The following is a 24438-nucleotide window of genomic DNA, read 5'->3' on the forward strand; positions in this document are numbered from 1 at the left end:
ACCTACGATAGGCCAAATACTAAAAAGGCTCTCATAATGAGAGCCTTTTTTATGCATTTTGAGTGCGATGATTAGTGAAGAAGACGAGCACGGATTGTGCCTTCAATCTCTTTCAGTTTAAGCAGCGCTTCTTCAGAGCGATCGGCTTCTACATCAATAACGACATAACCCATATCAGCCGCAGTCTGTAGGTATTGACCCGCGATGTTGATCCCTTCTTCAGCGAAGATGGTGTTGATCTGAGTTAGGATGCCTGGGCGGTTTTCGTGAATGTGTAATAAACGAGACGTTCCAGTATGCAGTGGCAGTGATACCTCTGGGAAGTTAACACTTGATAGCGTAGAGCCGTTATCAGAGTATTTCGCTAGCTTACCAGCCACTTCAACACCAATGTTCTCTTGTGCTTCTTGAGTTGAACCACCCACGTGAGGCGTTAGGATCACGTTATCGAACTGCATTAATGGAGACTCAAACGGGTCTGCATTGGTTTTTGGTTCTGTTGGAAAAACATCAATCGCCGCACCTGCAAGGTGACCAGATTCCAGAGCGCCACACAGAGCAGGAATATCGACTACCGTGCCACGAGCTGCGTTGATAAAGATAGAACCAGGCTTCATGCGCTCGAATTCTTCTTTACCCATCATGTCTTTTGTTTCGTTGGTTTCAGGTACATGCAAAGAGATTACGTCACATTTGTTCAGTAATTCCGTCATTGTATGAACTTGCGTTGCATTACCTAGAGACAGCTTGTTTTCAATGTCGTAGAAGTAAACACGCATGCCAAGGTTTTCAGCAATAATACCCAGCTGAGTACCGATGTGACCGTAGCCAATAATACCTAAACGTTTACCACGAGCTTCGTAAGAGTTGTCGGCACTCTTTTTCCAGATGCCACGGTGAGCAAGAGCGTTCTTTTCTGGAATGCCACGTAGTAGCAATAGAATCTGACCTAGAACGAGCTCAGCAACGCTTCGAGTGTTTGAGAACGGTGCATTGAACACAGGGATACCGCGTTTTGCTGCTGCTTGAAGGTTGACTTGGTTTGTACCAATACAGAAACAACCAACGGCAACCAGCTTTTCAGCTGCATCAATAACTTCTTGGGAGATGTTAGTGCGAGAACGAATACCAATGAAGTGAGCATCTTTTACTGCTTCAAGAAGTTCATCTTCCGGTAGCGAGCCTTTGTGGTACTCAATGTTTGTGTAACCAGCGGCTTGCAGTACTTCTACAGAAGAAGGGTGAAGACCTTCTAGAAGTAGAATTTTTATTTTTTCTTTTTCCAGTGAAACTTTGGCCATTGTTCTCGTCCTTAAAATGGAAAGGTTGGGCAAATGCGGCGCACGTGCTACAAAATGGCTGAAAGGGGAACAAATTCACCACTTTGTTAGGAGACAAACGTTTTCCCTGTGCGTCTTCTGAACAATAAAGTAACAAAAAAAAAATGTTTTGGGTAAGAAAATTACGGAATAAGACATAATTTTACAGCAATAAAGCAAAAAAAACGGCGCCCTAGGGCACCGTATGTAATGAAGTAACAGAAAAACTCAATCTTCTATTATTTATTCTTCGATTTTTGCACCTTCAGGCGTGCCGGTGATAACCACATCAGCGCCACGGTGAGCGAACAGACCAACCGTCACCACACCAGCAATACCATTGATGATATCTTCTAGTTGTTTCGGGTTTTCGATCGCCATGCCGTACACATCTAGGATCACGTTGCCGTTATCGGTTGTGCAGCCTTCGCGGTACACTGGGTCACCACCAAGCTTAACCAGTTCACGTGCCACGTATGAACGTGCCATTGGGATTACTTCAACAGGCAGTGGGAATTTGCCCAACACATCAACTGCTTTAGTGCCGTCAACAATACACACAAACTTATTAGAGATAGCCGCTACGATTTTTTCACGAGTCAAAGCCGCACCGCCGCCTTTGATCATATCGCGTGAAGCGTTAATCTCGTCTGCGCCATCAACATAGATGTCTAGTTTGAATACGTCGTTGCACTCAAATACTTTGATTTCTAGTGCTTCTAGTTTTTCAGTAGAGGCTACAGAGCTTGAAACCGCACCTTTGATTTTGTCTTTCATTGTGCCAAGTGCGTCGATGAAGTGATTTACTGTAGAGCCAGTACCTACACCTACAATGCTGCCTTCTTCAACATATTGAAGTGCTGCCCAGCCCGCTGCTTTTTTCATTTCATCTTGAGTCATGCCATTCTCCTGAATAAGGTCTTGCGCTTTGAATTAATCGTTCGCGTATTGAAGTTAACGTTTATATATCGAGGTTAACGTTTGCGGCGCGATTATAGCGCTTTAATGGTTGTTTTCCCATTGCCAAGTTTTACTCGGAGTCACGATTTTAGGTAACGGAATGTCCCATTCTTCAATCGGTAGGGTATCAACATGTTGGCAATCATGAGCCAAACCAATAGGAGTTGCGCCTTCCCCCGTCTCGAACCACTTCGCCAAGGTGCGATCGTAATATCCGCCGCCCATACCTAAACGATGGCCATGAGAGTCAAAGCCGACAAGGGGCGTAAGAATAAGGTCGAGTTGCTGACAAGGTTTAACCAGCATTTGATTGAGCTGAGGTTCGACAATGCCGTACTTATTCAAGACCGTCGGTGTGGTTGGCGAGTAGTGCAAAAACAGCAGGTGTCCGGCAGAGAAGGGGTGCAATACTGGTAAATAAGTTTGCTTACCTTGCGCCCATAACCATTCGATTAAAGGCTGAGTATCGAGTTCGCCATCGATAGAGATATAGAGGGCAATATGCTGAGCAGACTGAATCTCATCAAGCTGCATGCACTGCTTAACTAAGTCTATACCGGATTGAGTTTGTTGGTCGCCAGATAAGGCATTGCGCTTGATACGGATCTGTTTGCGAAATTCGCTGCGTGTGAGCGTCTTCATAAGAAGGGATACCCCAAAGTGCCGTTGAGAATAGATGGCCCTTGAACCAGCGAGTTCAAGGCGGATCAGCAATGATTACCGTAGGCTTCTCGGTCGGGCCGAGCATGCTCAATAGCACTCAAGTACTAACCCTTAGGGATTGCTTATCGGCTCGGGGACGTGAATCCTCTGACAAACACTCCAGGGTAAATTTTGTGTACGCTATTGCTGTCCGTGCTTAACTTTACTGAGGACATCTGAAAGTGATGTCGTGAGCTGTTCCATTCGCTCGGTCAGTGCGTTTTGTTCATCATTTGCTTCAAACTTCTTGGTTTGTAATTCGTAGCAAATATTCAGAGCTGCGATAGTCAGCAGCTTCACTTCATTGGTTACCTTAGTACGTTCAGCCATCTCTTTCAATCGATTATCAAGATCGGCCGCCGCTGCAATCAATGACTCTTCTTGCCCTGGTGGACAATTCACTCGAGTCAGTTTTCCTAATATTTCAACGTCTACCGCTTGATTACTCATGATGGATGAACTCTTTAACGCGCTATTTTAAGGCTGTTGCCCTTCGCCATTTTTTGAGAAAGAAAAAGTGCAAGTACCGATGAGGAAGCAATCTCCTCTGAGGGAGAAACTATAGGTAAACCGCTATTAAGATTCAAGCTTTTCAGAGTGACTGTTTGTAAATGAGAGCTTGAGCACACAGTAATTCAGCAAATTGAACAATTGGTAGTCAGTCATCCTTCAATTGCTGGGGATCGATGCTTACCAGAATTGGGGTGAAGTGGTACGATTATACAATCGATATAAAGAATAACTGAGCGAGCTATCTGATGAGCGAAACTACTTTACCTGACTACCTAACGGTTGCGACTGAACTTCAATCGGCAAGTCTAGCCGTAACCCCTGCTGAGATGCACGGTTTATTAACGGGTATGTTAAGCGGAGGCTTAAGCCTTGCAGATAAAAGCTGGCAACCACTGATCTTCGATTACACCAATGAAGGCATGGGTTGGCCAGATCGCGCATTAACGCTAGCGGAAGCGACACTGAAAGTCACGACCAGTGAAATCACAGGCTCAGGTATGGAATTGTCTATGTTGCTGCCTGATGAAGACGCAAGCGCAAGCCTGTTTGACTTGGCTGATGGTGTGTCTGATTGGATTAACCATTTCATTTCTGGTTTAGGCTTGGTTGGCGCTCAATTGAACAAAGCGTCTGACAGTGCAAAAGAAGCATTAGCTGATCTAGAAGAGATGGCTAAGCTAGGCATTGACGAAGAAGATGATATGGAAGAGCAAGCGCAGCTTCTAGAACACGTTATTGAGCACGTAAAAGCGTGCGCACTAACGATTCATGCTGAATTTGGTGCTCGCCCATCTGAAGATGCGGCGCCTACCATTCATTAATTCGTTGGCCGGTTTGAGGTTATGATGGCTCAGTATGATGTTGTAATTGCTGGTGGCGCAATGGCAGGGGCAACCTTAGCCCTTGCTTTGAATCACCTAAGCCAAGGTTCACTGTCGATTGCGGTAGTGGAGCCTTATCAGGTTGATCATCAAGCTCACCCAGGGTTTGATTCTCGTTCGATCGCTTTGTCCTATGGCACGGTGCAGATCCTGGATTCTTTGCGCTTGTGGCAATCTATCGCTCCGGTCGCGACCCCGATTAAAGATATCCATGTTTCGGATCGCGGGCATGCCGGAATGACAGACATCTACAGTGAAGAGCTTGCTGTAGATGCGCTTGGCTACGTGGTCGAGTTAGCAGATGTGGGTCGAATCTATCAGCAGAAACTTGAATCAGAAGCGGCAATTACCATGCTTTGTCCTGAGTCTGTTAGTAAAGTTGAACGTGAAGAAGCTTTGACGACGATTGAACTGACAAGTGGGCAAACAGTAACCACTAAGTTATTGGTTGCTGCTGACGGTGCAATCTCAACCTGTTGCCAACAGTTCAATATCTCATTGAGTGAGCACGACTTTGAGCAAGTTGCTGTGATTGCCAATATCGTGGCGAGTGAACCCCACCAAGGTCGCGCATTTGAGCGTTTTACCCATCATGGGCCAGTTGCTCTATTACCAATGAGTGACAACCGTTTATCGCTGGTTTGGTGTTTAACACCAGAACAAGCACAAAAAGTGATGACGCTAAACGACAATGAATTTCTTGAGCAGCTGCAGAATGACTTTGGCTGGCGACTTGGCCGATTAGAGAAAGTCGGCAAGCGTGCGAGCTACCCTCTGATTCTTCGTCACCGACAGCAAAACATCTCTCATCGATTTGCCATTGTTGGTAATGCCGCTCAAACGCTTCACCCAATTGCGGGGCAAGGCTTTAACCTAGGTATCCGAGATGTGGCTTCCTTGGCAGAAGAGTTGTGTACCCAGTTAGATGATGTGGGTCGTTACCGTGGTCTTGTTAACTTTAGAAAACGTAGAGAACAAGACAGAGACGCAACGATTACGTTGACTTCAAGCCTAGTTCACCTGTTCTCAAACGATTATATGACCGCTCGCATTGGGCGTAATCTTGGGTTAGCCGTAATAGATAACCTTCCACCACTTAAAGGTCCACTTTTGCGTCATACGCTTGGCCTAGTAGAAAGATAAGGTAATAAATAATGATGCAAAGTGTTGATATCGCGATTGTTGGTGGTGGCATGGTTGGCCTAGCGCTTGCTGCTGCCCTGAAAGATAGTGACCTAAGAATTGCTGTCATTGAAGGCAGGGCTCCCAGCGAAGGGCTGAGTGAGCTGCCTGATGTACGTGTATCCGCGTTGAGTCGTTCTAGTGAAGTGATTCTTCGTAACTTAGGCGCATGGCAAGGTATCGAACAAAGACGCGCTGCACCTTATCAAGCGATGGAAGTGTGGGAGCAAGACAGCTTTGCTCGTATTGAGTTTGACTCGACACGCTTGGCTCAGCCTAATCTTGGTCATATCGTTGAAAACCGCGTGATTCAACTAGCACTGCTTGATCAGGTTAAGAAGCAAGATAATGTCAGCCTGTATATGCCCGCAACGTGTAAAACGATGGCGATTGGTGAAAGTGAAGCTTGGTTAACATTGGACAATGGTCAAGCACTGACAGCTAAGTTGGTTGTTGGAGCAGACGGCGCAAATTCTTGGGTTCGTAAGCAGCAAGATATCCCACTAACACATTGGGATTACGGACACAGTGCGATTGTCGCGAACATCAAAACCACAGAGCCGCACTACAGCGTTGCTCGTCAAATATTCACGCCTCAAGGCCCATTGGCATTCCTACCAATGCAACCAAGCAACATGAGCTCGATTGTTTGGTCTACGGAACCAAACCGTGCCGAGAAGCTGGTATCTATGTCGGATGCTGATTTTAATAAGCAGCTAACGGCAGAGTTCGACTCGAAGCTTGGATTGTGCGAAGTGGTTGGTGACCGTTTTGCCTTCCCACTGCGCATGCGTTATGCGCGTGACTTTGCGGTAGAGCGTGTGGCTTTGGTTGGTGATGCTGCTCATACCATTCACCCATTAGCAGGGCAGGGCGTGAACCTTGGCCTATTAGACGCAGCAAGCTTAGCGCAAGAGCTGTTAAAGCTATGGTCTGCGGGTGAAGACATTGGCACCAAGCGTAATCTTCGCGGCTACGAGCGCTGGAGAAAAGCAGAGGCGGCGAAAATGATTGCTTCAATGCAGGGCTTTAAAGATCTGTTTGAAGGCGATAACCCAGCTAAGAAGCTGATTCGTGGCATTGGTATGAAGCTTGCGGGTCAATTGCCGGGTGCGAAAGATGAGATCATGAAGCGCGCACTGGGTTTGTCAGGCAATCTTCCTGACTTAGCTAAGCGTCCAGTGACTCATCGATAATGAAATAGTGTTCTGGTGATTTATCGAATCATCATTGATACGAAACTTGGTACGAAAAAAGGGTTGGCATAATGCCAACCCTTTTTGTTTTTAATTCTGTAGATAATCAGGTCATGCGTACGCGCAGCGCAGTTTCATGATTTCACTATTTATTTCTTTCACTGTTTGAAAGTGACGTTTTTCTGCTCGGTCTGGTAGCACTAGCTTACCGTTATCAAACTCAAATTTTCCTACGCCGTAAATGTAGATTCGTCCTTTGAAAAGTCGACTTACATGTTTAGCAATCATACTCGGTGTATAGCGCTTAAACAGTCTCATTCTTAATTATCCTTATATTTACCTAGCCTGCATATTATAGAAAAACTCCGAGATAATAATTGTGATAAGCATGGAGTAATATGCAGTAGAGTTGACGTTAATTAGATATTTGTGCTGTTCTAAGCACTTTCTTCAGTAAATATCTATTTTTACGTGAGCTCCTCCCCAAAATAATACTGAGTAGTGAACTGCCATGAACTTTCCTGTTCGGTATTAAGCAGTGATAATGTTACAAGTATAAGAATAGGCGGGATTTTTTTGTTTGTGTAATCAAATTGTAAATTTCGGACAAAAAAAAGCCCGTCTAAAACGGGCGAATAGTCACAGATGCATTACACAAAAGTGGATACTGATGTTACTCAGTGGATTCACTTGCACTGATTTGCTTAATAGCTAGTCAGTAAATTTACAATAACGCAAATTTAACTTTGTGACTACTTATGCTTTTATTTTGAGTAACTATTTATTAGTGGTGTGTTCTTCTTATGACGAAGTTCACACTAAAAATGTACTCAATGAAATATTCGAATGAAGTTTGCGAAGCATGATCTGATCGAAACGATCATCGACTGATGTCCGCGATGGTCGGTGCACATAGCGCCATAAGATCATTGAGATCCAACGCAACGCCAGCCATTCGATCACCCGAGCTAATGGTCACGGTCGAGTTGTTCTGAATGGAAGGATCAAAAATGATCGGCATGTGTCTCTTGAGAGCAAGCGGACCAACACAACCCACTTTAAATCCGGTGATTGTTTCAACATCAGCGAGCGACACGCAGGTCATTCGACGGCAATTCAGTACCGAGCGTACTTTTTTGGGGTCGACAGAGCGATCACCAGCAGTACAGGCTAACGCATACTGGTTACCCATATCCTTAAGCAGGATGCACTTCACCATTTGAGAGGCGTCGATGCCTCGCTCTTGTGCCGTTTCTTCAATGCTGGTGGTTGGCTTGCTTTGCGTCAGCAGGCGATAGTTCACCTGCTGTTGATCCAGCCATTGTGTAATCAGCGTTTCCACATGGTTACTCGTCGTCAAGGCTGTACGGCAGTGGCAGGATATTCCATGTTTGATCAGGCTGCGCGGTCAGTCGAAGCTGAACATCGTCATCAAGGTTGTTTGGCAGTACCATCAAACCCATTGCTTGGTTATCAGCAAATTGATAGACGTTTAATAGTCGGCCTGCGCCACGCCAGTTCTCACCTACGCTGCGCTCTAGTTCAATAGGGTTCTCTAGAGACAATACTTCTGCTGTTGTTCCTGAAACAATGCGCATTTCACGCTTGTTCATGCCACGGTACTTGGCACGAGCTACCGTTTCTTGACCTGTGTAGCAGCCTTTTGAAAAGCTGATACCGCCAATCGCTTGCAGGTTAAGCGCTTGAGGAATGTGTTCGTTTTGCTCTGCTTTCGATAGGTTAGGCTGAGCATCTAGAATTTCATGATATTGCCAAAGCGCCTCTGATACTTTTTCTGCTGAGCTACTTGATACTAAGGTTGCAGCAACATCTTCCGTAATAAGCAGCGCCCAACGATTGTCAGAGACTTTAACCGCTGTGCCACCAGAGATAGCACGCACGTTACCTTGGCCTTCTGAAATTGAATCAATGTATTGATCCGCAGATGCGCCCATCACACCGATAACAACATCTGTCGTTTGCTCGATATCAACCTTAGAGAACACGGCGTATTTTTTGATTTCGGCCAGCTCTACTTCAATCGCAGATTTAGGCTGCATGAGTGCGTAACCGCCATTGTGATGGAACAGGCGGAAGATACTCCATACCTTTCCTTTTGCATCACAGTGCGCACCTAACGTGGATTCATCATTAGGAAGAGTGACGACATCGCACGTTACTTGACCCTGTAGGTACGACTTTTTGTCATCGCCTATCATGGTGATTGCGCTCCAGTCTGACACGTGTGTCATCATCAGTTCTGGAAGCGATTCATTTTGCGTATGAGCGAGTGGCTGAAATGTGTTTTTCCAATCCATTTTATCTTTCCTAAGAATTTTTATTTGGCTCTATGTTAATCCGGTTCTGTTTCTTTGTCAGCCTAGGTTTTTTTGTGAGCTTAGATAGGGACTGTGACTCACATAGTAGTTGCAGGGCGTATGACTTGTTACACTCCGAGAAAGAAAAATTATAGGTGAGGATAGCCAATGTACACTGCAGAGCAGAAAGCACGAATTAAATGGGGTTGCCGTCGCGGCATGTTAGAACTTGATGTAGTCATCATGCCATTTTTCGAAGAGTGTTTTGATTCATTGCAAGAGCAGGAACAGCGCGAGTTTGTTTCTCTGTTAGAGTGTGATGACCCAGATTTGTTTACTTGGGTAATGGGACACGGACGCAGTGAAAACCTAGGCCATGCATCAATGGTTGATAAAATTGTCGCACACAACCTCAGCAAGGTTCGTTAAGCTTCAGCTTAACCCTTCGTATTCCGCATTATTTGCAAAAGGCACTATTTTTGGGTGCCTTTTGTTTTTCATCGTCCTGTCTTCTATCCCGCTTGCCGCCAGCCTTTATTGCTTAGCTTTAATGATCCGCTTGTTCAGAAATAATCATGTTATTCTAAATAGTGCCTATGGGCGTTTTGATTACAAAGAGGATGGTGATATTCGACTCAACGACCGAACTTACCGCCTCAAGTCCGTTGATAGAATCTGGGCGCAGTTCTTCGTTAAATTGCAGTTTGAATGCGGGTATTCGGTACTGCTTTGGCGGGACAGCTGTTGCGAGCGCGAATATCGTCACTTTCTGGCGAACTTACAACGAGCACGCTAGATAAGCCAAACTATTCGATGAAAGAAAGTATTAGATAAAAGAAAGCGTTAGACAAAAGAAAAGGGAGCACTCGGCTCCCTTCGTTTAATTATTTTTCGCTGACGACTAATTCGCTAATCGCGTTTAACCAATTATTATGCTTGGCGTTTCTCTGGCGTCAGAATCGTTGGGCCACTGTCTTCTGCAAGTTCAGGGTAATCCAACGTGTAGTGAAGGCCGCGGCTTTCTTTGCGTTGCATTGCACAACGAACCATCAGCTCTGCCACTTGTAGCAAGTTACGCAGTTCTAATAGGTTATTCGAAACCTTGAAGTAGCTGTAGTACTCGTGAGTTTCTTGTTGCAGCATCTGAATGCGACGCAATGCACGCTCTAGTCGTTTATCCGTTCGAACAATGCCCATGTAGTCCCACATGAACAGGCGCAGTTCGTGCCAGTTGTGTTGAATGATAACTTCTTCATCACTGTTGGTGACTTGGCTTTCATCCCATGCTGGTAGTTCAGCGCACAGTTGAGATTGGTCGATGTTCTCAACGATATCTTTTGCTGCTGCCCATGCGTAAACCACACACTCAAGCAGTGAGTTAGAAGCCATACGGTTTGCACCGTGTAAGCCGGTGTAGCTCACTTCGCCAATCGCATACAAGTTCGTTAGGTCGGTTTGACCTTGCTTATTCACCATGACACCACCACATGTGTAGTGAGCGGCCGGCACGATAGGGATCGGCTCTTTGGTCATATCGATGCCCAAGTCCATCAAGCGAGTATGGATCATTGGGAAGTGCGTTGTGATGAATTCTTCAGGCTTGTGGCTGATATCAACATACATACAGTCGGCACCCAAGCGCTTCATTTCGAAGTCAATTGCACGAGCAACCACATCACGTGGCGCCAGTTCACCGCGCTCATCGAAGTCCTTCATAAAGCGAGAACCATCTGGACGACGCAAGTAAGCACCTTCGCCACGCAGTGCTTCCGTTAGTAGGAAGTTACGCGCTTCTGGGTGGAATAAACACGTTGGGTGGAACTGGTTGAACTCAAGGTTTGCCACACGACAACCCGCACGCCAAGCGATAGCAATACCATCACCTGAAGAGACATCTGGGTTAGAGGTGTACTGGTAAACCTTTGAAGCGCCGCCTGTTGCTAGTACAACAAATTTAGCGCGCACGGTTTCAACGTGTTCTTGGTTACGGTTCCAAATGTAGGCACCGATCACCTTGTCTTTTGAACCACCAATCTTATCTTCAGTGATCAAATCCAGCGCATTGTGGCGCTCGAAGATCTCGATATTTGGGTGGTTGTTGACGTTATCTTGTAGTGAGGTTTGCATCGCCATGCCAGTTGCATCGGCAGCGTGCAGAATTCTGCGGTGACTGTGGCCACCCTCACGAGTGAGGTGATATTTTGGTTGGCCTTCTGTGCTGTTCTCATCTTTATCAAATGGAACACCACCATCAATCAGCCATTGCACACACTCTTTCGCATTTTCAGCAATGAATTGAACTGTATCTTCTTCGCATAACCCAGCCCCAGCTATTTGAGTATCCTCTACATGAGACTCAATACTGTCCGACTCATCGAACACCGCGGCGATACCACCTTGTGCGTAATACGTCGATCCTTCGCTGCGTGGTCCTTTGCTTAATACAATTACTTTTGCATGTTCTGCTACGCGTAAGGCTAATGACAAGCCTGCCGCACCACTTCCTACCACTAATACATCACACTGATGTTCACGGTTTGCGTTCATAAAACTTATTAAATCCCGGGCTATAGTCGAGTTGTCCACTCTCAATTGACTTTGTCTTGTTTTAGGAGTTTGGGTAAGACTGTTATAATCTCTCCAGAGTCATCCTTAAACGCTATGCAAAATCAATATATAGACAGCTATCTAGAAATATTTAATTGCTCAATACCATTGCTTTTGCTCAAGTTTCCCCAAATTGATAGGGATAGCTATTTTTATTACATCACATTGTGAAACAATAATGGCAAATAATTTTAAGAAAGTTGGAACTTTCGGTATTTGGCTTAGTCACAATAGTGCTCTTGTAGACGGTGGTGTCAATACTACATTTCGCATAATTAGTACCCATATCTGTGAAGGTGAGGGTTATAACAATAGGAGTACCCGCTCGAATGAACGAGCAGCTAACCGATCAAGTGTTGATTGAGCGAGTTCAGAGTGGAGATAAGCAGGCATTTAACTTACTAGTGGTTAAGTATCAAAACAAAGTTTGTAATCTTATCTCTCGATACGTGAATAATTCCGGTGATGTACCTGATGTAGCACAAGAAGCTTTTATTAAAGCTTACCGCGCGATACCTAACTTTCGTGGCGAGAGTGCCTTCTATACATGGTTATACCGAATTGCCGTGAACACCGCTAAAAATCATATCGTTGCCCAAAGCCGTAGGCCGCCAGCAACCGATGTAGATGCAGAAGATGCAGAATATTACGAAACAGGCAGCGCGTTAAAAGAAATATCGAACCCTGAGAACTTAACGCTGTCAAAAGAATTGAAACAAGTCGTTTTTGGAGCGATTGAAGCGCTACCAGAAGACTTAAAAACTGCAATGACGTTGCGAGAGCTCGAAGGTTTGAGCTACGAAGAGATTGCAGAAGTAATGGATTGCCCTGTAGGAACCGTACGTTCGCGTATTTTCCGAGCTCGTGAAGCGGTGGAAAAGAAAATTAAACCTCTTTTGCAACGCTAGAACTTGTAATAATTATGGTGAAAATAATGGCTGATAAAGAAAAGCTTTCGGCACTCATGGATGGTGAAACGATCGATAAAGCTCTCATTGTAGATCTTGAATCCGATCAAGAAAGCATGGATACCTGGCAGAGTTACCATTTAATTGGTGATGTTATGCGTGGGGATGCGCCAGAAACTCCAGAGTGGAACATTGCTAATAGTGTAGCGGCAGCGCTTGAGAACGAGCCTGCACATGGTTCAATGTCGAACCTGCACCAAGTGAATGTTGAACCTACTGTTGCTCCAATTGAAGAGCAACCTAAACCTCAGCAAGCGAAGCGTCAGCTTCCGGCGTGGTTACAACAGTTTGGACAAGTTGCCGTGGCAGCGTGTGTTTCATTAGCCGTTGTACTAGGTGTTCAACAATATGGTGGCAGCGACCCTGCAGCACCAGAGCAGTTGCCTGTACTCCAGACGATTCCATTTGCCGGTTCTGCGGAACCAGTAAGCTTAACGCGTGACTCTGTTGAGAAACCAGCATCTGAAGCTAACTTGCAAGAGCAGCGCAAACGCGTTCATGCAATGTTAGAAGATTATGAGCTGCAGCTAAGATTAAACAGTGATGCATCGCCAATGCAAGATGCACATCTAGAATCGGACATTGAATGAAGAAAATCCTGGTCAGTGCACTGACACTGTTCAGCTTGATGTCTCCAACAGCCTTTGCAGAGGAAACCACTGCAAAGGCGTTGTTGCATCAAATGAACGAGGCCAGTCAGCATCTAAATTACGAACTCTCCTACATCTTGATAAAGAAGAGCAGTATTGAGCCTCTTGTTTATCGCCATGCGGTTAACGACGACCAACAACTTGCACACCTTGTTTATCTAAGTGGCCCTGTTCGTGAAGTCATTCGACGTGGCAATGAAGTTAGCTACATCGAACCGGGTACAGAGCCATTTACGATTCAGTCTGGCAGCATGGTTGCACCTGTTATTCCGATGATTAATCGAGATATCGAATCTCTGAATCAGTACTACGACTTTGTGAAAGTTGGGCGCTCTCGTGAAGCGGGCAGCACCACTCAAGTGTTACGTGTCGTGCCGAAAGACGGCCTTCGCTACTCTTACGTGGTTTGGGTCGATGAAAAAACGAGTCTTCCTTTGCGTGCCGACCTTTTGGATCGTGATGGCGAAGTGCTTGAACAGTACCGCACTATCTCTTACGTGGTGAACGATAAGATTGCTGAGGCAATGGGTGGCTTGAACCAAGCTCAATTGCCGAAAGTTTTATCACTGCCGGAAGGCTTAGTGAGTGAAACTAACTGGCAAGCGTCGTGGATTCCTGAAGGGTTTAAGTCAAAAGAGCTTAGCCGCTATCAAATGGCTGCGACCGATAAAATGGTTGAAAGTCAGCTTTTCAGTGATGGATTGTTTAGCTTTTCGGTTTATATCGCTGAAAAAGACGAGCATTCATTGAAAGGGCAGCTAGTACGTCAAGGGCGTAGAACTTTGCACAGTTTAGTGATTGGCGACAAAGAGATCTCAGTGGTTGGTGACATTCCGCCGGCAACTGCAAAACGTATTGCTCAGTCAGTTACATTCAATAAATCGGTACAAGCGCAATGATGACCGCGCTGGCGACCGTTAGCTCGGTTGAACAAAAAGGTAAGCAATACTTTGTTCAACTGAGCTGCGAACAACAAACCAGTTGTAGTAGCTGTTCTTCTCAAAAAAGCTGTGGCACCGGTATTGTGACCAAGGCTGTTGGCAATAAATCTTTGTTTTGGCAGCTTAAAACCAAAAGCTTAGTCAAAGCAGGACAAATCGTAGAAATTGGCTTTCCAGAAAAAAGCCTACTTCAGTCGGCGGCGATTGTTTATCTCATCCCACTTTTCATGCTGATGATTGGTGCTGGTTTTGGACAACTCTTGTTACAACCCTTACTCCAAGGGGGCGAGGGCATTGTTATCTTAAGTGCAGCGCTGTTTACTGCTGGTGGGATTGCCTTAGCGAAGCGGTTAGCCAAACCCATGGAAGACAAATCCAAGCAAGAAGTCGTCTTGATTCGAATCCTAGGTGAGTCTCTCGTCTAATTTATGATGCTTCTTGCCCTTAAATTGGGTAGAATCTGCCAACTTGATTGAAATGCCGCCACCAATGCTGACTGTAGATTGGACGTGTCGCGGCTTTCTTATTATCCCTATTCAAAGAGTTTAGTCACACCAAGCCTATGAAGCACATTCGTAATTTTTCGATTATCGCCCACATCGACCACGGTAAGTCGACCCTTTCTGACCGCTTAATCCAAGTTTGTGGAGGATTAAGTGAACGTGAGATGGCAGCTCAAGTCCTCGATTCTATGGATATAGAACGCGAGCGTGGTATTACAATTAAAGCGCAGAGTGTGACTTTAGATTACAAAGCTAAAGATGGTGAAACTTACCAACTTAACTTTATCGACACTCCTGGACACGTAGACTTCTCTTACGAAGTATCTCGTTCTCTAGCGGCTTGTGAAGGCGCACTACTTGTAGTGGATGCTGGCCAAGGTGTTGAAGCACAAACTCTAGCAAACTGTTACACAGCAATCGAAATGGAACTGGAAGTAGTACCAATCTTGAACAAGATTGACTTACCTGCAGCTGAACCAGAACGTGTTGCTGAAGAAATCGAAGAGATCGTTGGCATCGATGCGATGGAAGCGACTCGCTGTTCTGCGAAAACAGGTTTGGGTGTTGATGATGTTCTAGAAAACATCGTAACGGCAATCCCGCCACCGGAAGGTGATCCTGAAGCGCCTCTGCAAGCGTTGATCATTGACTCTTGGTTCGATAACTACCTTGGCGTAGTTTCTTTGGTTCGTATCAAAAACGGTAAGCTGAAGAAGAATGACAAGATCAAAGTAATGTCGACAGACCAAGTTTGGGGTGTTGACCGTCTAGGTATCTTCACGCCTAAGCAAATCGATACTACAGAGCTAAATACTGGCGAAGTAGGTTGGGTTGTTTGTGGTATTAAAGACATCCTAGGTGCACCAGTTGGTGATACGTTGACGCTTGCAAAAGGCGGCAGCACTGAACGTCTACCTGGTTTCCAAAAAGTGAAGCCTCAGGTATACGCAGGTCTATTCCCTGTATCATCTGATGATTACGAAAACTTCCGTGACGCGTTAGGCAAACTAAGCCTGAACGATGCATCACTGTTCTTTGAACCAGAAAGTTCAGCAGCACTTGGTTTTGGTTTCCGTTGTGGCTTCTTAGGAATGCTTCATATGGAGATCATCCAAGAGCGTCTAGAGCGTGAATATGACCTAGACCTAATCACAACTGCACCAACAGTAGTGTATGAAGTTGTAAAAACAGATAAAACAGTTCTGTACGTTGATAGCCCGGCTAAACTGCCAGCGGTTAATGACCTAGAAGAAATTCGTGAACCAATTGCACGCTGTAATATTTTGGTACCTTCGGACTACCTAGGTAACGTAATTACACTGTGTGTTGAGAAGCGTGGCGTACAAGTAGACATGGTTTACCACGGTAACCAAGTTGCTGTAACGTACGACCTTCCTATGGCAGAAGTAGTTCTAGACTTCTTCGACCGTCTGAAGTCAACGTCTCGCGGTTACGCATCATTGGATTACAACTTCCAACGTTACGAGCCATCAAACATGGTACGTGTAGACGTACTGCTGAATGGCGAAACGGTTGATGCACTAGCGATCATTACGCACAAAGATATTGCTCAGTCTCGTGGTCGTCTACTGGTAGAGAAGATGAAAGAATTCATCCCTCGTCAGATGTTCGATATCGCGATTCAAGCAGCGATTGGTAACCACATCATTGCTCGTTCTACAGTGAAACAACTGCGTAAGAACGTAATCGCAAAATGTTACGGTGGTGATATCAGTCGTAAGAAGAAACTTCTTAAGAAACAAAAAGAAGGTAAGAAGCGTATGAAGCAGATCGGTAACGTTGAACTGCCTCAAGAAGCATTCTTAGCAATTCTTCATGTTGGTAAAGACTAGGTATCAATCGCACTAACTATCTGCTGAACATTACTGGTTAAAATCGTTTATTTCTTTGTTGCAAAGATTGCAATTAGGCCCACTAGTCACTGCACTTTGCGCCTCGAACTAAACGATTTTTCCTGCGAAATCTCCCCAGCATTTAGTCAGCATGATTGATACAGATTAGAAATATTAAGCAGAGTGAAAGGGTTATACTCTTTCACTTTCGTTATTTTTAAAGAAATGAAATTTAAGGGATATCAATGGCTAATACATTTTCGCTTATCTTAGTGATCGTAACTCTAGTGACCGGCATTGTATGGGCGTTGGAAAAGTTTGTGTGGGCGAAGAAGCGCCAGCAAAAACTTGCTGACGTTGAAGCACAATCGAATGGCCTAGACGCTGAAACCAGCGCAAAAGTTACGGCTCAGCCTTGGTGGGTTGAGAACAGTGTGTCCATTTTCCCGGTAATTGCATTTGTTTTGGTTCTGCGTTCATTTATTTATGAACCGTTTCAAATCCCTTCTGGCTCGATGATGCCAACCCTTTTGGTTGGTGATTTCATCTTGGTAGAGAAGTACGCGTACGGTCTAAAAGACCCAGTATGGCGCACTCAATTGGTAGAAACAGGCAAGCCAGAACGCGGTGATTCAATCGTATTTAAGTACCCACCTCAGCCAAACATCGACTACATTAAGCGTGTTGTTGGTATGCCTGGTGACACGATTCGCTACAGCAGTCGTAAAGAGATCTGCATTCAGGCGAAGGGTACAAGTAGCTGTGAACCAGTGAAACTAAGTAATGTTGAAGAGAGCCAATTTATTCAAGATGGTGTGCCTCTGATTCAGCTGAACGAACAGCTTGGAGACGTAGAGCACCAGATTTTAGTTAACCCATTACGCCGTGATCGTGTGCAAGCATATCAGCCTCGCAATGGTGTTAACGAATGGGTCGTTCCAGAAGGCCAGTACTTTGTGATGGGTGATAACCGTGACAACAGTGCAGATAGCCGTTACTGGGGCTTTGTCCCTGAAGCAAACCTTGTTGGTAAGGCCGTTGCTATTTGGATCAGCTTCGAATTCGAACGCGGTTCAGACAGTGTACTTCCAACATGGATTCCTACTGGTGTGCGTTTTAATCGCATCGGTGGGATTCATTAATCGATCACATAACACATCGAGAGAGCATGAATTCTCCAATTGATAAACTAGAGAGAAAGATTGGCTATCAGTTTAATGATGCCGATCTTATCCACTTGGCGCTGACTCACCGCAGCGCCGCAGGTAAACATAACGAACGTCTTGAGTTTCTGGGCGATTCAATTTTAAGTTTTGTTATCGCTGATGATCTTTACCACCGTTTTCCTAAGGTAAACGAAGGTGATATGAGCCGCATGCGCGCAACATTAGTACGTGGTCATACATTGGCAGAACTAGGTCGTGAATTCGAGCTAGGAGATTACTTAAAATTAGGTCCAGGTGAGTTGAAGAGTGGCGGTTTCCGTCGTGATTCTATTCTAGCGGATGCGGTTGAAGCGATCATCGGCGCTGTCTATTTAGACAGTGATACCGAGACGGTTCGCGGCATTATTTTAAGCTGGTACCAATCTCGCCTAGATGCTATTCAGCCTGGAGTATCTCAAAAAGATCCGAAAACTCGCCTACAAGAGTTTTTGCAAGGTCGAAGAAACCCTCTACCTGTCTACACAGTGACTAATATTAAAGGTGAAGCACACAACCAAGAGTTTACGGTTGAGTGTGAAGTGGCAGGTGTGGATAAACCTGTTATCGGTAAAGGCACTAGCCGCCGCAAGGCAGAACAAGCGGCTGCTGAAACAGCATTAGAGCAACTAAGCAATGTCTGATAACAACCAAGATTTCGATATCGATGCATTCTTTTCATCTGATAGCAAAAAAACAGGCCTACCGGAAAACCAACACTGTGGCTTCATCGCTATTGTCGGTCGCCCAAACGTAGGTAAGTCGACGCTTCTGAACCATATTCTGGGTCAGAAGATTTCTATTACATCACGTAAACCACAGACGACACGTCACCGTATTATGGGCGTTGAAACTGAGGGTGATTACCAAGCGATCTTTGTTGATACTCCTGGACTTCATATTGAAGAAAAGCGTGCCATCAACCGCTTGATGAACCGTGCGGCGAATAGCTCATTGAGTGATGTAAACCTAGTATTCTTCCTTGTCGATGGTACTCACTGGACTGACGACGATGAGATGGTTCTGAACAAACTGAAGAAGACTGACTTCCCAGTTGTACTTTGCATCAACAAAGTAGATAACGTTCAAGACCGTACTAACGTGATGCAGCACATGATGGAAGTCTCTAAGAAGATGGACTTCATTGATGTAGTGCCAATCTCAGCGAAGCAAGGTAAAAATATTGATGTACTGCGTAAGCACGTACGTGAACATTTACCTAAAGCGACACACCACTTCCCTGAAGAATACGTGACTGATCGCTCGCAACGTTTTATGGCCTCTGAAATTATCCGTGAAAAGCTGATGCGCTTTACGGGTGACGAGCTACCTTACTCAGTAACGGTTGAAATCGAACGTTTCGATTACAACCCAGATAACGATGGCTTCCACATCAATGCACTGATTCTTGTTGAGCGTACAGGCCAGAAGAAAATGGTGATTGGTAAAGCGGGCGAGAAGATCAAAACGATTGGTCGTGAAGCGCGTATCGATATGGAAGAGCTATTCGGCCGTAAGGTTTACCTAGAGACTTGGGTCAAGGTTAAATCTGGCTGGGCTGATGATGAGCGTGCACTTCGCTCGTTAGGCTACATCGACGATCTATAATATATTGAACGTCACTTTCTGAGATTAAGAAAGTTGAACTGAAGATAAATCCAAGAGAGAGTGCGAACTCTCTCTTTTTGTATCTGTAATAAGGGTAAGTGATTGAGCGAAGGGTTACAGCGATGCTTTGTGTTGCACCGTCGACCATACAGTGAGTCGAGCCTGATCTTGGACGTCTTCAGCGAAGAGTTCGGTCGGGTGACGTTGATGTCTAAAGGCGCTCGCAGCAAGCGTTCCAATTTGAAAGGTGCATTACAACCTTTTACGCCGCTACTGCTGAAGTGGTCTGGTAATGGTTCGATGAAAACCTTACGCCAAGCTGAACCGATTAGCTTGGGGCTTCCTCTCGCCGGTATTAATCTGTATTCAGGCATGTACGTGAACGAGCTTATCGGTCGCGTATTGATGGCAGAAGTACCGATGCCTGCACTTTTTCACGACTATCTTCATGCTTTAACAGAGCTGGCGCATAATGATAACCCTGAGCCAGCACTGCGTCGCTTTGAGCTGGCTCTATTATCCGCTATGGGTTATGGCGTCGACTTTTTACACTGCGCGGGCACTGGCGAAGCGATCGATCCGAGCATGACTTATCGCTATCGAGAGCAGAAAGGTTTCATCGCTTCGGTGCGTCGAGACAACCTGACTTTTATGGGCGATGAACTTATCGCAATCAGTGAACGTAGGTTTATCACTAAAGAGCAGTTAAAAGCGGCAAAACGCTTTACACGCATAGCCTTAAAGCCGTATCTTGGCGGCAAACCATTAAAAAGTAGAGAGCTATTTATGCCAACAATAGCCCTCTCTAGAGCACGGAGTATTGGAAAATGAGCTCAATCCTTTTAGGCGTTAATATCGACCATATTGCAACACTACGTAATGCACGTGGTACTAAATACCCAGATCCAGTACACGCAGCTGAAATTGCTGAACGTGCGGGTGCTGACGGCATTACTGTTCACCTGCGTGAAGACCGTCGTCATATCGTTGACCGCGATGTGCGTATTCTGGCTGAAACACTTCAAACTCGTATGAATTTGGAGATGGCAGTAACGGACGAGATGGTTCAAATTGCCCTCGATACTAATCCTGAGTTTGTTTGTCTGGTTCCAGAGAAGCGTGAAGAGCTAACCACTGAAGGTGGCTTGGACGTGGTTGGTCAACTTGAAAAGATCAAAGCGGCGACGGAAAAACTGTCTGCTGCTGGCATTAAGGTGTCTCTGTTTATCGATGCAGATCGTGAGCAAATCGACGCAGCAAAAGCGTGTGGCGCACCGTTCATTGAACTGCACACTGGCCATTACGCGGATGCTAAAACAGAAGAAGATCAACAAGACGAGCTGAAAAAGATTGCTGCAGGCGCAAGCTACGCGGACGATCTTGGTATCACTGTCAATGCGGGTCATGGTCTGACTTACCACAACGTTGCACCGATTGCGGCTCTTCCTGAGATCTACGAGCTGAACATCGGTCACTCGATCATGGGACGTGCAGTGTTTGATGGTTTGAACAAAGCCGTTGCAGACATGAAAGCCGTGATGGAAACAGCACGCAACAACGCTTAATTTCCTAAACCGTAAGCGTTAAGTCGTAAGCGACGAATTAGTAGAATTAATAGATAGAAGTTTAGTAGTAGGGTAAGCATGGCTGTTGTTGGATTAGGTACAGATATCGCAGAAATTGAACGTGTTGAAAAGGCATTGTCACGAAGTGGTGACGCTTTTGCTCAGCGTATTTTGACCGATTCTGAATTTGAAGTATTCCAGCAACTGAAGCAAAAAGGACGTTACCTTGCAAAACGTTTTGCTGCCAAAGAAGCGGCATCTAAGGCGTTGGGCACGGGGATCGCGCTGGGTGTGACTTTCCACGACTTTGAGATTTCAAACGATGAGCATGGCAAGCCAGTTCTGAGCCTGCATAAAAAAGCGCGTGAAATCGCAGAGGCGAACGGCACAACATCAATTCATCTTACGATCTCGGATGAGCGTCACTACGCAGTGGCAACGGTGTTACTCGAATCGTAAACAGATTATCGCTACTTTATATCTAGTGCTCTTGGCTCTAGACAGAAAAAAGCAGAGCTCATGAGCTCTGCTTTTTTATTAGCGGGTAAACCCTCTAACGAATACTGGTGAGTAACAAGTGCCCGCTAGGTCTTCGCCGGTTTCAAGTAATGAATCGCGGTTGCTTGAACCTTATCTAATTCATCCTGAAGCTCGAAAAGCTCCGGTTCAATGTCTTCAACAGAAGTGCCTGAACGCAGCTCTTTCTCTATCGTCGCACACACCGATTTTAGTCTTGGTACACCGCTGTACGAGCTGCTGCCATGCATCTTGTGGATGATGTGTATCAGCTCTTCAACTGGGTAGTCACTGTCTTCTATCGCTTTGTCTGCTGCCTCATACACCTCTGGAATAAAGTCTACGAGCATTTGCAGCATATCGCGTGCGAGGTCTTCTTTATTGGCGGCCTGCTTCATCGCAGCTTGCCAATCAATGATGATGTTTGTGTGTACGCTGGCTTCAGTTTCTGACACCGGACCGTTGTCGACTTCAGCAGAGACCGCTGGGTGGTCCGGATCTATTTTTTCGATGTGCTCAACCTCAGAGGTCGAGCTCCAATGAATCAGAACCTGCTGTAAAACATGCTCTTCAATAGGTTTGGTTAGGTAGTCATCCATGCCCGCTTCAAGCAGTCGGTCTCGTTCGCCAATCATTGCATGTGCGGTCACGGCAATTACAGGTGTATGCGCATTGTTCGCCAGTTTTTTGATGTTCTGACAAGCGGTCACACCGTCCATCTGTGGCATTTGAATATCCATGAAGACGATATCAAATGGCGTCTCTGTCGCTTTGTCTATCGCTTGCTGACCACTGGTACAACTGATGACGGTTTCTACTCGCTCTTTGAGCAGTGCGGTGATCAGTTTTAGGTTGGCTGGGTTGTCGTCGACCGCTAATACCGTAAGCGGAAGCTTCTCTTCTGAATGTGTTTCAATCGCTGGTGCAATCAAGGTTGGTGCCTGATTCGATACCAGAGTTTGCAGCAACTTCTTACGAGAAAGAGGTTTAGTGATGCACTGAACATCGACCTCTTTCATTAGTTGCTCACCTAACGCTAGCTCGGTACTTGGTGTACCAATAATCACGTTTTGAGCAATCTTCTTCGCACCTATCGCCCAACCACTCACGGTATCAAATTGATATTCTTGGTTGGCGGCTAGGTTAAGCAGAACGTAGTCATACGAGGTGGTCTCGTCTGGCATCACCGAACGATACGTTACCACTAAGCCTTCTTGAGTTAGGATTTGCTGAGTAATCGATGCCGCTTGCATGTTTGGCTCGATAAGCAGCAGTTGTTTGTCTTGCAGACACTGAGTCTCAATCAGCTCAGTCATCGGCATATCAGTCGTTGATAGCCTCAAGGTGAACCAGAAGGTGGAACCTTGGTGCAGACGACTGGTTAGGCTGATCTCTCCGCCCATTTGGCTGACCAGTTTTTGGGTGATAACCAGACCTAAGCCTGTACCGCCATAACGACGAGAGATACTTGCATCGGCTTGGCTGAAGGCTTGGAACAGTTGAGCTTGTTGACGCTCAGAAATACCAATACCCGTATCGCGAACCATGAACTGCAGCTCGATGTTGTCTTCACTTTGTGAACGAAGCTCAACGCTGATATCAATGTTGCCGCGCTCGGTAAACTTGATTGAGTTACCCACTAGGTTAGTTAGGATCTGCTGAATACGCAGTGGATCGCCTACCACGCCTGGCGGCACTTTAGGATCGATCTTCAGTGTCAGCTCTAGGCCTTTCTCATGAGCGTTGGTTGCTTGAAGGTTTACTACCTCTTCAAGGCTGGCTTGGAACTCAAATGGAATGTTCTCTAGCGCTAACTTACCGGCTTCAAGTTTCGAGAAGTCCAAGATATCGTTGATGATGCTAAGCAGGTTGTTTGCCGAGCGTTCAATGGTTTGCAGGTAATCGGTTTGACTGTTCGATAGGTGAGTCTTTAGCATCTGACGAGTAAAGCCAATCACACCGTTCAATGGGGTTCTCAGTTCGTGAGACATATTCGCCAAGAACTCCGATTTAACACGAGCTGCTTCTTGAGCGCGTTTCTTCGCGATGTCTAACTCAACGTTTTGAATCTCTAGCTGTTCAAGGGTTTCACGCAAATCTGATGTGGCTTGGTCGATACTGTGCTGCATCTCGACGTGGTATTCTGAAAGCGATACCGCCATCGCGTTGATACCGTTTTTCAGCGAATCTAGCTCACCATGCATCTTGCCTTCGATACGTACATCTAGGTGACCTCGACGAATTCGGTCGACCATATTTTTCATGTGCGTGATCGGTTGAGTCACATCGTGCATTAAGCGGAACGCAAACACGCCCGATAAACCAAGCCCGAGAATCAATACCAAGAAGGCAGAGAATACTTCTTGATATTGTTGCAATCGAAGTGATGACAGATCTAACTCAATCGCAATATAGCCGATCGCTTGATTGGCTTGAGATTGACCGTTGGCTGAGTTGATGTACTGGCCTTCGGCGATGATAGGTGTCCGCAGGATCAGCGTATTATCGAGCAGGTTCGATGAGCTTAAATGCGGGATCGGTTTATCTTTCGGATAGGTTAGGCTTTCAAAATCGGGGTGGAAGTTTGAGGTTACAAACAACTCATGACGTTCATCAAACACCGCGATACTGCGCACCAGCTTAGAGTTTTTTCGATGCGCATAGCTAATAAGCTGACGAACAGACTCTCGACTTTCGAGCTTCATGCCTGATTCACTCGCAATCGCAAGTGGTTCAATGATGCTAGTACCAGTGTTAACCACCTGACCCTCAAGGTCTTGATAGCGGTTAAATGAGAAAAATGCACTCAATAGCAGCCCAATAATCAGGGTTGGAGCTAGAGTTAAGGTAATTACACGGGCTCTTAAGCCATATCTGGTCATGTTCTTTAATTACATCGAGGTCTGGATATGGGAAAATAACGCACACAATGGCGGTTAAGTGAACGGTAAGCT

At 45.6% G+C, this 24438-nt stretch carries 25 protein-coding genes and 1 other RNA gene; 16 read left to right on the forward strand and 10 right to left on the reverse strand.

Annotated elements, in window-relative coordinates:
• Positions 1-71: 71 nt before the first annotated feature.
• From serA to zapA, 5 genes are all read right to left on the reverse strand, one after another.
• Positions 72-1301, reverse strand: a complete 1230-nt coding sequence (gene serA / locus MSG34_RS22950) for a phosphoglycerate dehydrogenase (protein ID WP_050646169.1) — start codon at positions 1299-1301, stop codon at positions 72-74.
• A 261-nt stretch (positions 1302-1562) separates the two neighbouring features.
• Positions 1563-2219, reverse strand: a complete 657-nt coding sequence (gene rpiA, locus MSG34_RS22955; RefSeq protein WP_248339506.1) for a ribose-5-phosphate isomerase RpiA — start codon at positions 2217-2219, stop codon at positions 1563-1565.
• Positions 2220-2321: 102 nt separating this feature from the next.
• Positions 2322-2921 carry a 5-formyltetrahydrofolate cyclo-ligase gene (locus MSG34_RS22960; protein ID WP_050621005.1) on the reverse strand — a complete coding sequence of 200 codons (600 nt, stop codon included), beginning with the start codon at positions 2919-2921 and terminating at the stop codon, positions 2322-2324.
• Positions 2922-2927: 6 nt separating this feature from the next.
• Positions 2928-3111: non-coding RNA, 6S RNA (gene ssrS, locus MSG34_RS22965), on the reverse strand.
• Between the two features lie 11 nt (positions 3112-3122).
• Complete coding sequence (zapA, locus tag MSG34_RS22970; RefSeq protein WP_004735366.1) at positions 3123-3431, reverse strand: cell division protein ZapA; 309 nt, start codon at positions 3429-3431, stop codon at positions 3123-3125.
• A gap of 308 nt (positions 3432-3739) precedes the next feature.
• Here zapA and MSG34_RS22975 point away from each other — a divergent pair, with 308 nt between their 5' ends.
• From MSG34_RS22975 to MSG34_RS22985, 3 genes are read left to right on the forward strand one after another with little or no spacing between them, the layout of a single operon-like run.
• A complete protein-coding gene (locus MSG34_RS22975) occupies positions 3740-4315 on the forward strand; it encodes a YecA family protein (protein ID WP_048605821.1) in 576 nt (191 codons plus the stop codon).
• A 24-nt stretch (positions 4316-4339) separates the two neighbouring features.
• Entirely contained in the window at positions 4340-5518 is a 1179-nt protein-coding gene (gene ubiH / locus MSG34_RS22980; RefSeq protein ID WP_248339521.1) for a 2-octaprenyl-6-methoxyphenyl hydroxylase, read from the forward strand.
• An 11-nt stretch (positions 5519-5529) separates the two neighbouring features.
• Positions 5530-6753, forward strand: a complete 1224-nt coding sequence (locus MSG34_RS22985) for an FAD-dependent 2-octaprenylphenol hydroxylase (protein WP_050653623.1) — start codon at positions 5530-5532, stop codon at positions 6751-6753.
• 111 nt (positions 6754-6864) lie between these two features.
• Here MSG34_RS22985 and MSG34_RS22990 read toward each other — a convergent pair whose 3' ends face one another.
• The 3 genes from MSG34_RS22990 to ygfZ form a co-directional block, all read right to left on the reverse strand.
• On the reverse strand, positions 6865-7071 hold the full coding sequence (locus MSG34_RS22990) for a DUF1107 domain-containing protein (RefSeq protein ID WP_009847660.1): 207 nt from the start codon (positions 7069-7071) through the stop codon (positions 6865-6867).
• A 562-nt stretch (positions 7072-7633) separates the two neighbouring features.
• Positions 7634-8095, reverse strand: coding sequence for a YbaK/EbsC family protein (locus MSG34_RS22995; protein WP_248339507.1), 462 nt, complete (start codon positions 8093-8095; stop codon positions 7634-7636).
• Between the two features lie 4 nt (positions 8096-8099).
• The gene (gene ygfZ / locus MSG34_RS23000; protein WP_248339508.1) at positions 8100-9071 is read right to left on the reverse strand and encodes a tRNA-modifying protein YgfZ; all 972 of its coding nucleotides are present in this window, start codon (positions 9069-9071) and stop codon (positions 8100-8102) included.
• A gap of 168 nt (positions 9072-9239) precedes the next feature.
• Between ygfZ and MSG34_RS23005 the strand changes: the two genes are divergently transcribed.
• Together MSG34_RS23005 and MSG34_RS24265 are read left to right on the forward strand one after the other, a co-directional pair.
• Positions 9240-9500 (forward strand): succinate dehydrogenase assembly factor 2, encoded by a 261-nt coding sequence (locus tag MSG34_RS23005; protein WP_004735374.1) that lies wholly within the window; start codon positions 9240-9242, stop codon positions 9498-9500.
• A complete protein-coding gene (locus MSG34_RS24265) occupies positions 9448-9867 on the forward strand; it encodes a protein YgfX (protein WP_348983381.1) in 420 nt (139 codons plus the stop codon). The genes MSG34_RS23005 and MSG34_RS24265 overlap by 53 nt, the downstream gene beginning before the upstream one ends.
• Positions 9868-10001: 134 nt before the next feature.
• On the opposite strand, the gene nadB is transcribed toward MSG34_RS24265, so the two are convergent.
• Entirely contained in the window at positions 10002-11618 is a 1617-nt protein-coding gene (gene nadB, locus MSG34_RS23015) for an L-aspartate oxidase (RefSeq protein ID WP_050620518.1), read from the reverse strand.
• Positions 11619-12007: 389 nt separating this feature from the next.
• On the opposite strand from nadB, the gene rpoE reads away from it, so the two are divergent.
• From rpoE to acpS, 11 genes are all read left to right on the forward strand, one after another.
• Positions 12008-12586, forward strand: coding sequence for an RNA polymerase sigma factor RpoE (rpoE, locus tag MSG34_RS23020; RefSeq protein ID WP_008223963.1), 579 nt, complete (start codon positions 12008-12010; stop codon positions 12584-12586).
• A 26-nt stretch (positions 12587-12612) separates the two neighbouring features.
• Positions 12613-13236, forward strand: coding sequence for a sigma-E factor negative regulatory protein (locus MSG34_RS23025; protein WP_048605810.1), 624 nt, complete (start codon positions 12613-12615; stop codon positions 13234-13236).
• The gene (rseB, locus tag MSG34_RS23030; protein WP_048605809.1) at positions 13233-14195 is read left to right on the forward strand and encodes a sigma-E factor regulatory protein RseB; all 963 of its coding nucleotides are present in this window, start codon (positions 13233-13235) and stop codon (positions 14193-14195) included. The genes MSG34_RS23025 and rseB overlap by 4 nt, the downstream gene beginning before the upstream one ends.
• The gene (locus tag MSG34_RS23035; RefSeq protein WP_048605807.1) at positions 14192-14662 is read left to right on the forward strand and encodes a SoxR reducing system RseC family protein; all 471 of its coding nucleotides are present in this window, start codon (positions 14192-14194) and stop codon (positions 14660-14662) included. Before rseB ends, MSG34_RS23035 begins: the two co-directional genes overlap by 4 nt.
• 137 nt (positions 14663-14799) lie before the next feature.
• A complete protein-coding gene (gene lepA, locus MSG34_RS23040; protein WP_017059045.1) occupies positions 14800-16593 on the forward strand; it encodes a translation elongation factor 4 in 1794 nt (597 codons plus the stop codon).
• A gap of 245 nt (positions 16594-16838) precedes the next feature.
• A complete protein-coding gene (gene lepB, locus MSG34_RS23045; RefSeq protein ID WP_017068697.1) occupies positions 16839-17735 on the forward strand; it encodes a signal peptidase I in 897 nt (298 codons plus the stop codon).
• Between the two features lie 26 nt (positions 17736-17761).
• On the forward strand, positions 17762-18439 hold the full coding sequence (gene rnc, locus MSG34_RS23050) for a ribonuclease III (RefSeq protein WP_017059043.1): 678 nt from the start codon (positions 17762-17764) through the stop codon (positions 18437-18439).
• A complete protein-coding gene (gene era, locus MSG34_RS23055; protein ID WP_017059042.1) occupies positions 18432-19403 on the forward strand; it encodes a GTPase Era in 972 nt (323 codons plus the stop codon). The genes rnc and era overlap by 8 nt, the downstream gene beginning before the upstream one ends.
• 102 nt (positions 19404-19505) lie before the next feature.
• Positions 19506-20234 (forward strand): DNA repair protein RecO, encoded by a 729-nt coding sequence (gene recO, locus MSG34_RS23060; RefSeq protein WP_019826299.1) that lies wholly within the window; start codon positions 19506-19508, stop codon positions 20232-20234.
• Positions 20231-20968, forward strand: coding sequence for a pyridoxine 5'-phosphate synthase (gene pdxJ / locus MSG34_RS23065; protein ID WP_048605801.1), 738 nt, complete (start codon positions 20231-20233; stop codon positions 20966-20968). The genes recO and pdxJ overlap by 4 nt, the downstream gene beginning before the upstream one ends.
• 78 nt (positions 20969-21046) lie before the next feature.
• The gene (gene acpS / locus MSG34_RS23070; RefSeq protein WP_017059039.1) at positions 21047-21427 is read left to right on the forward strand and encodes a holo-ACP synthase; all 381 of its coding nucleotides are present in this window, start codon (positions 21047-21049) and stop codon (positions 21425-21427) included.
• A 125-nt stretch (positions 21428-21552) separates the two neighbouring features.
• Here acpS and barA read toward each other — a convergent pair whose 3' ends face one another.
• Positions 21553-24366 carry a two-component sensor histidine kinase BarA gene (gene barA, locus MSG34_RS23075; protein ID WP_050646161.1) on the reverse strand — a complete coding sequence of 938 codons (2814 nt, stop codon included), beginning with the start codon at positions 24364-24366 and terminating at the stop codon, positions 21553-21555.
• Positions 24367-24438: the final 72 nt, after the last annotated feature.

The organism is Vibrio sp. 1CM2L (assembly GCF_023161695.1).
GTDB lineage: Bacteria > Pseudomonadota > Gammaproteobacteria > Enterobacterales > Vibrionaceae > Vibrio > Vibrio coralliirubri.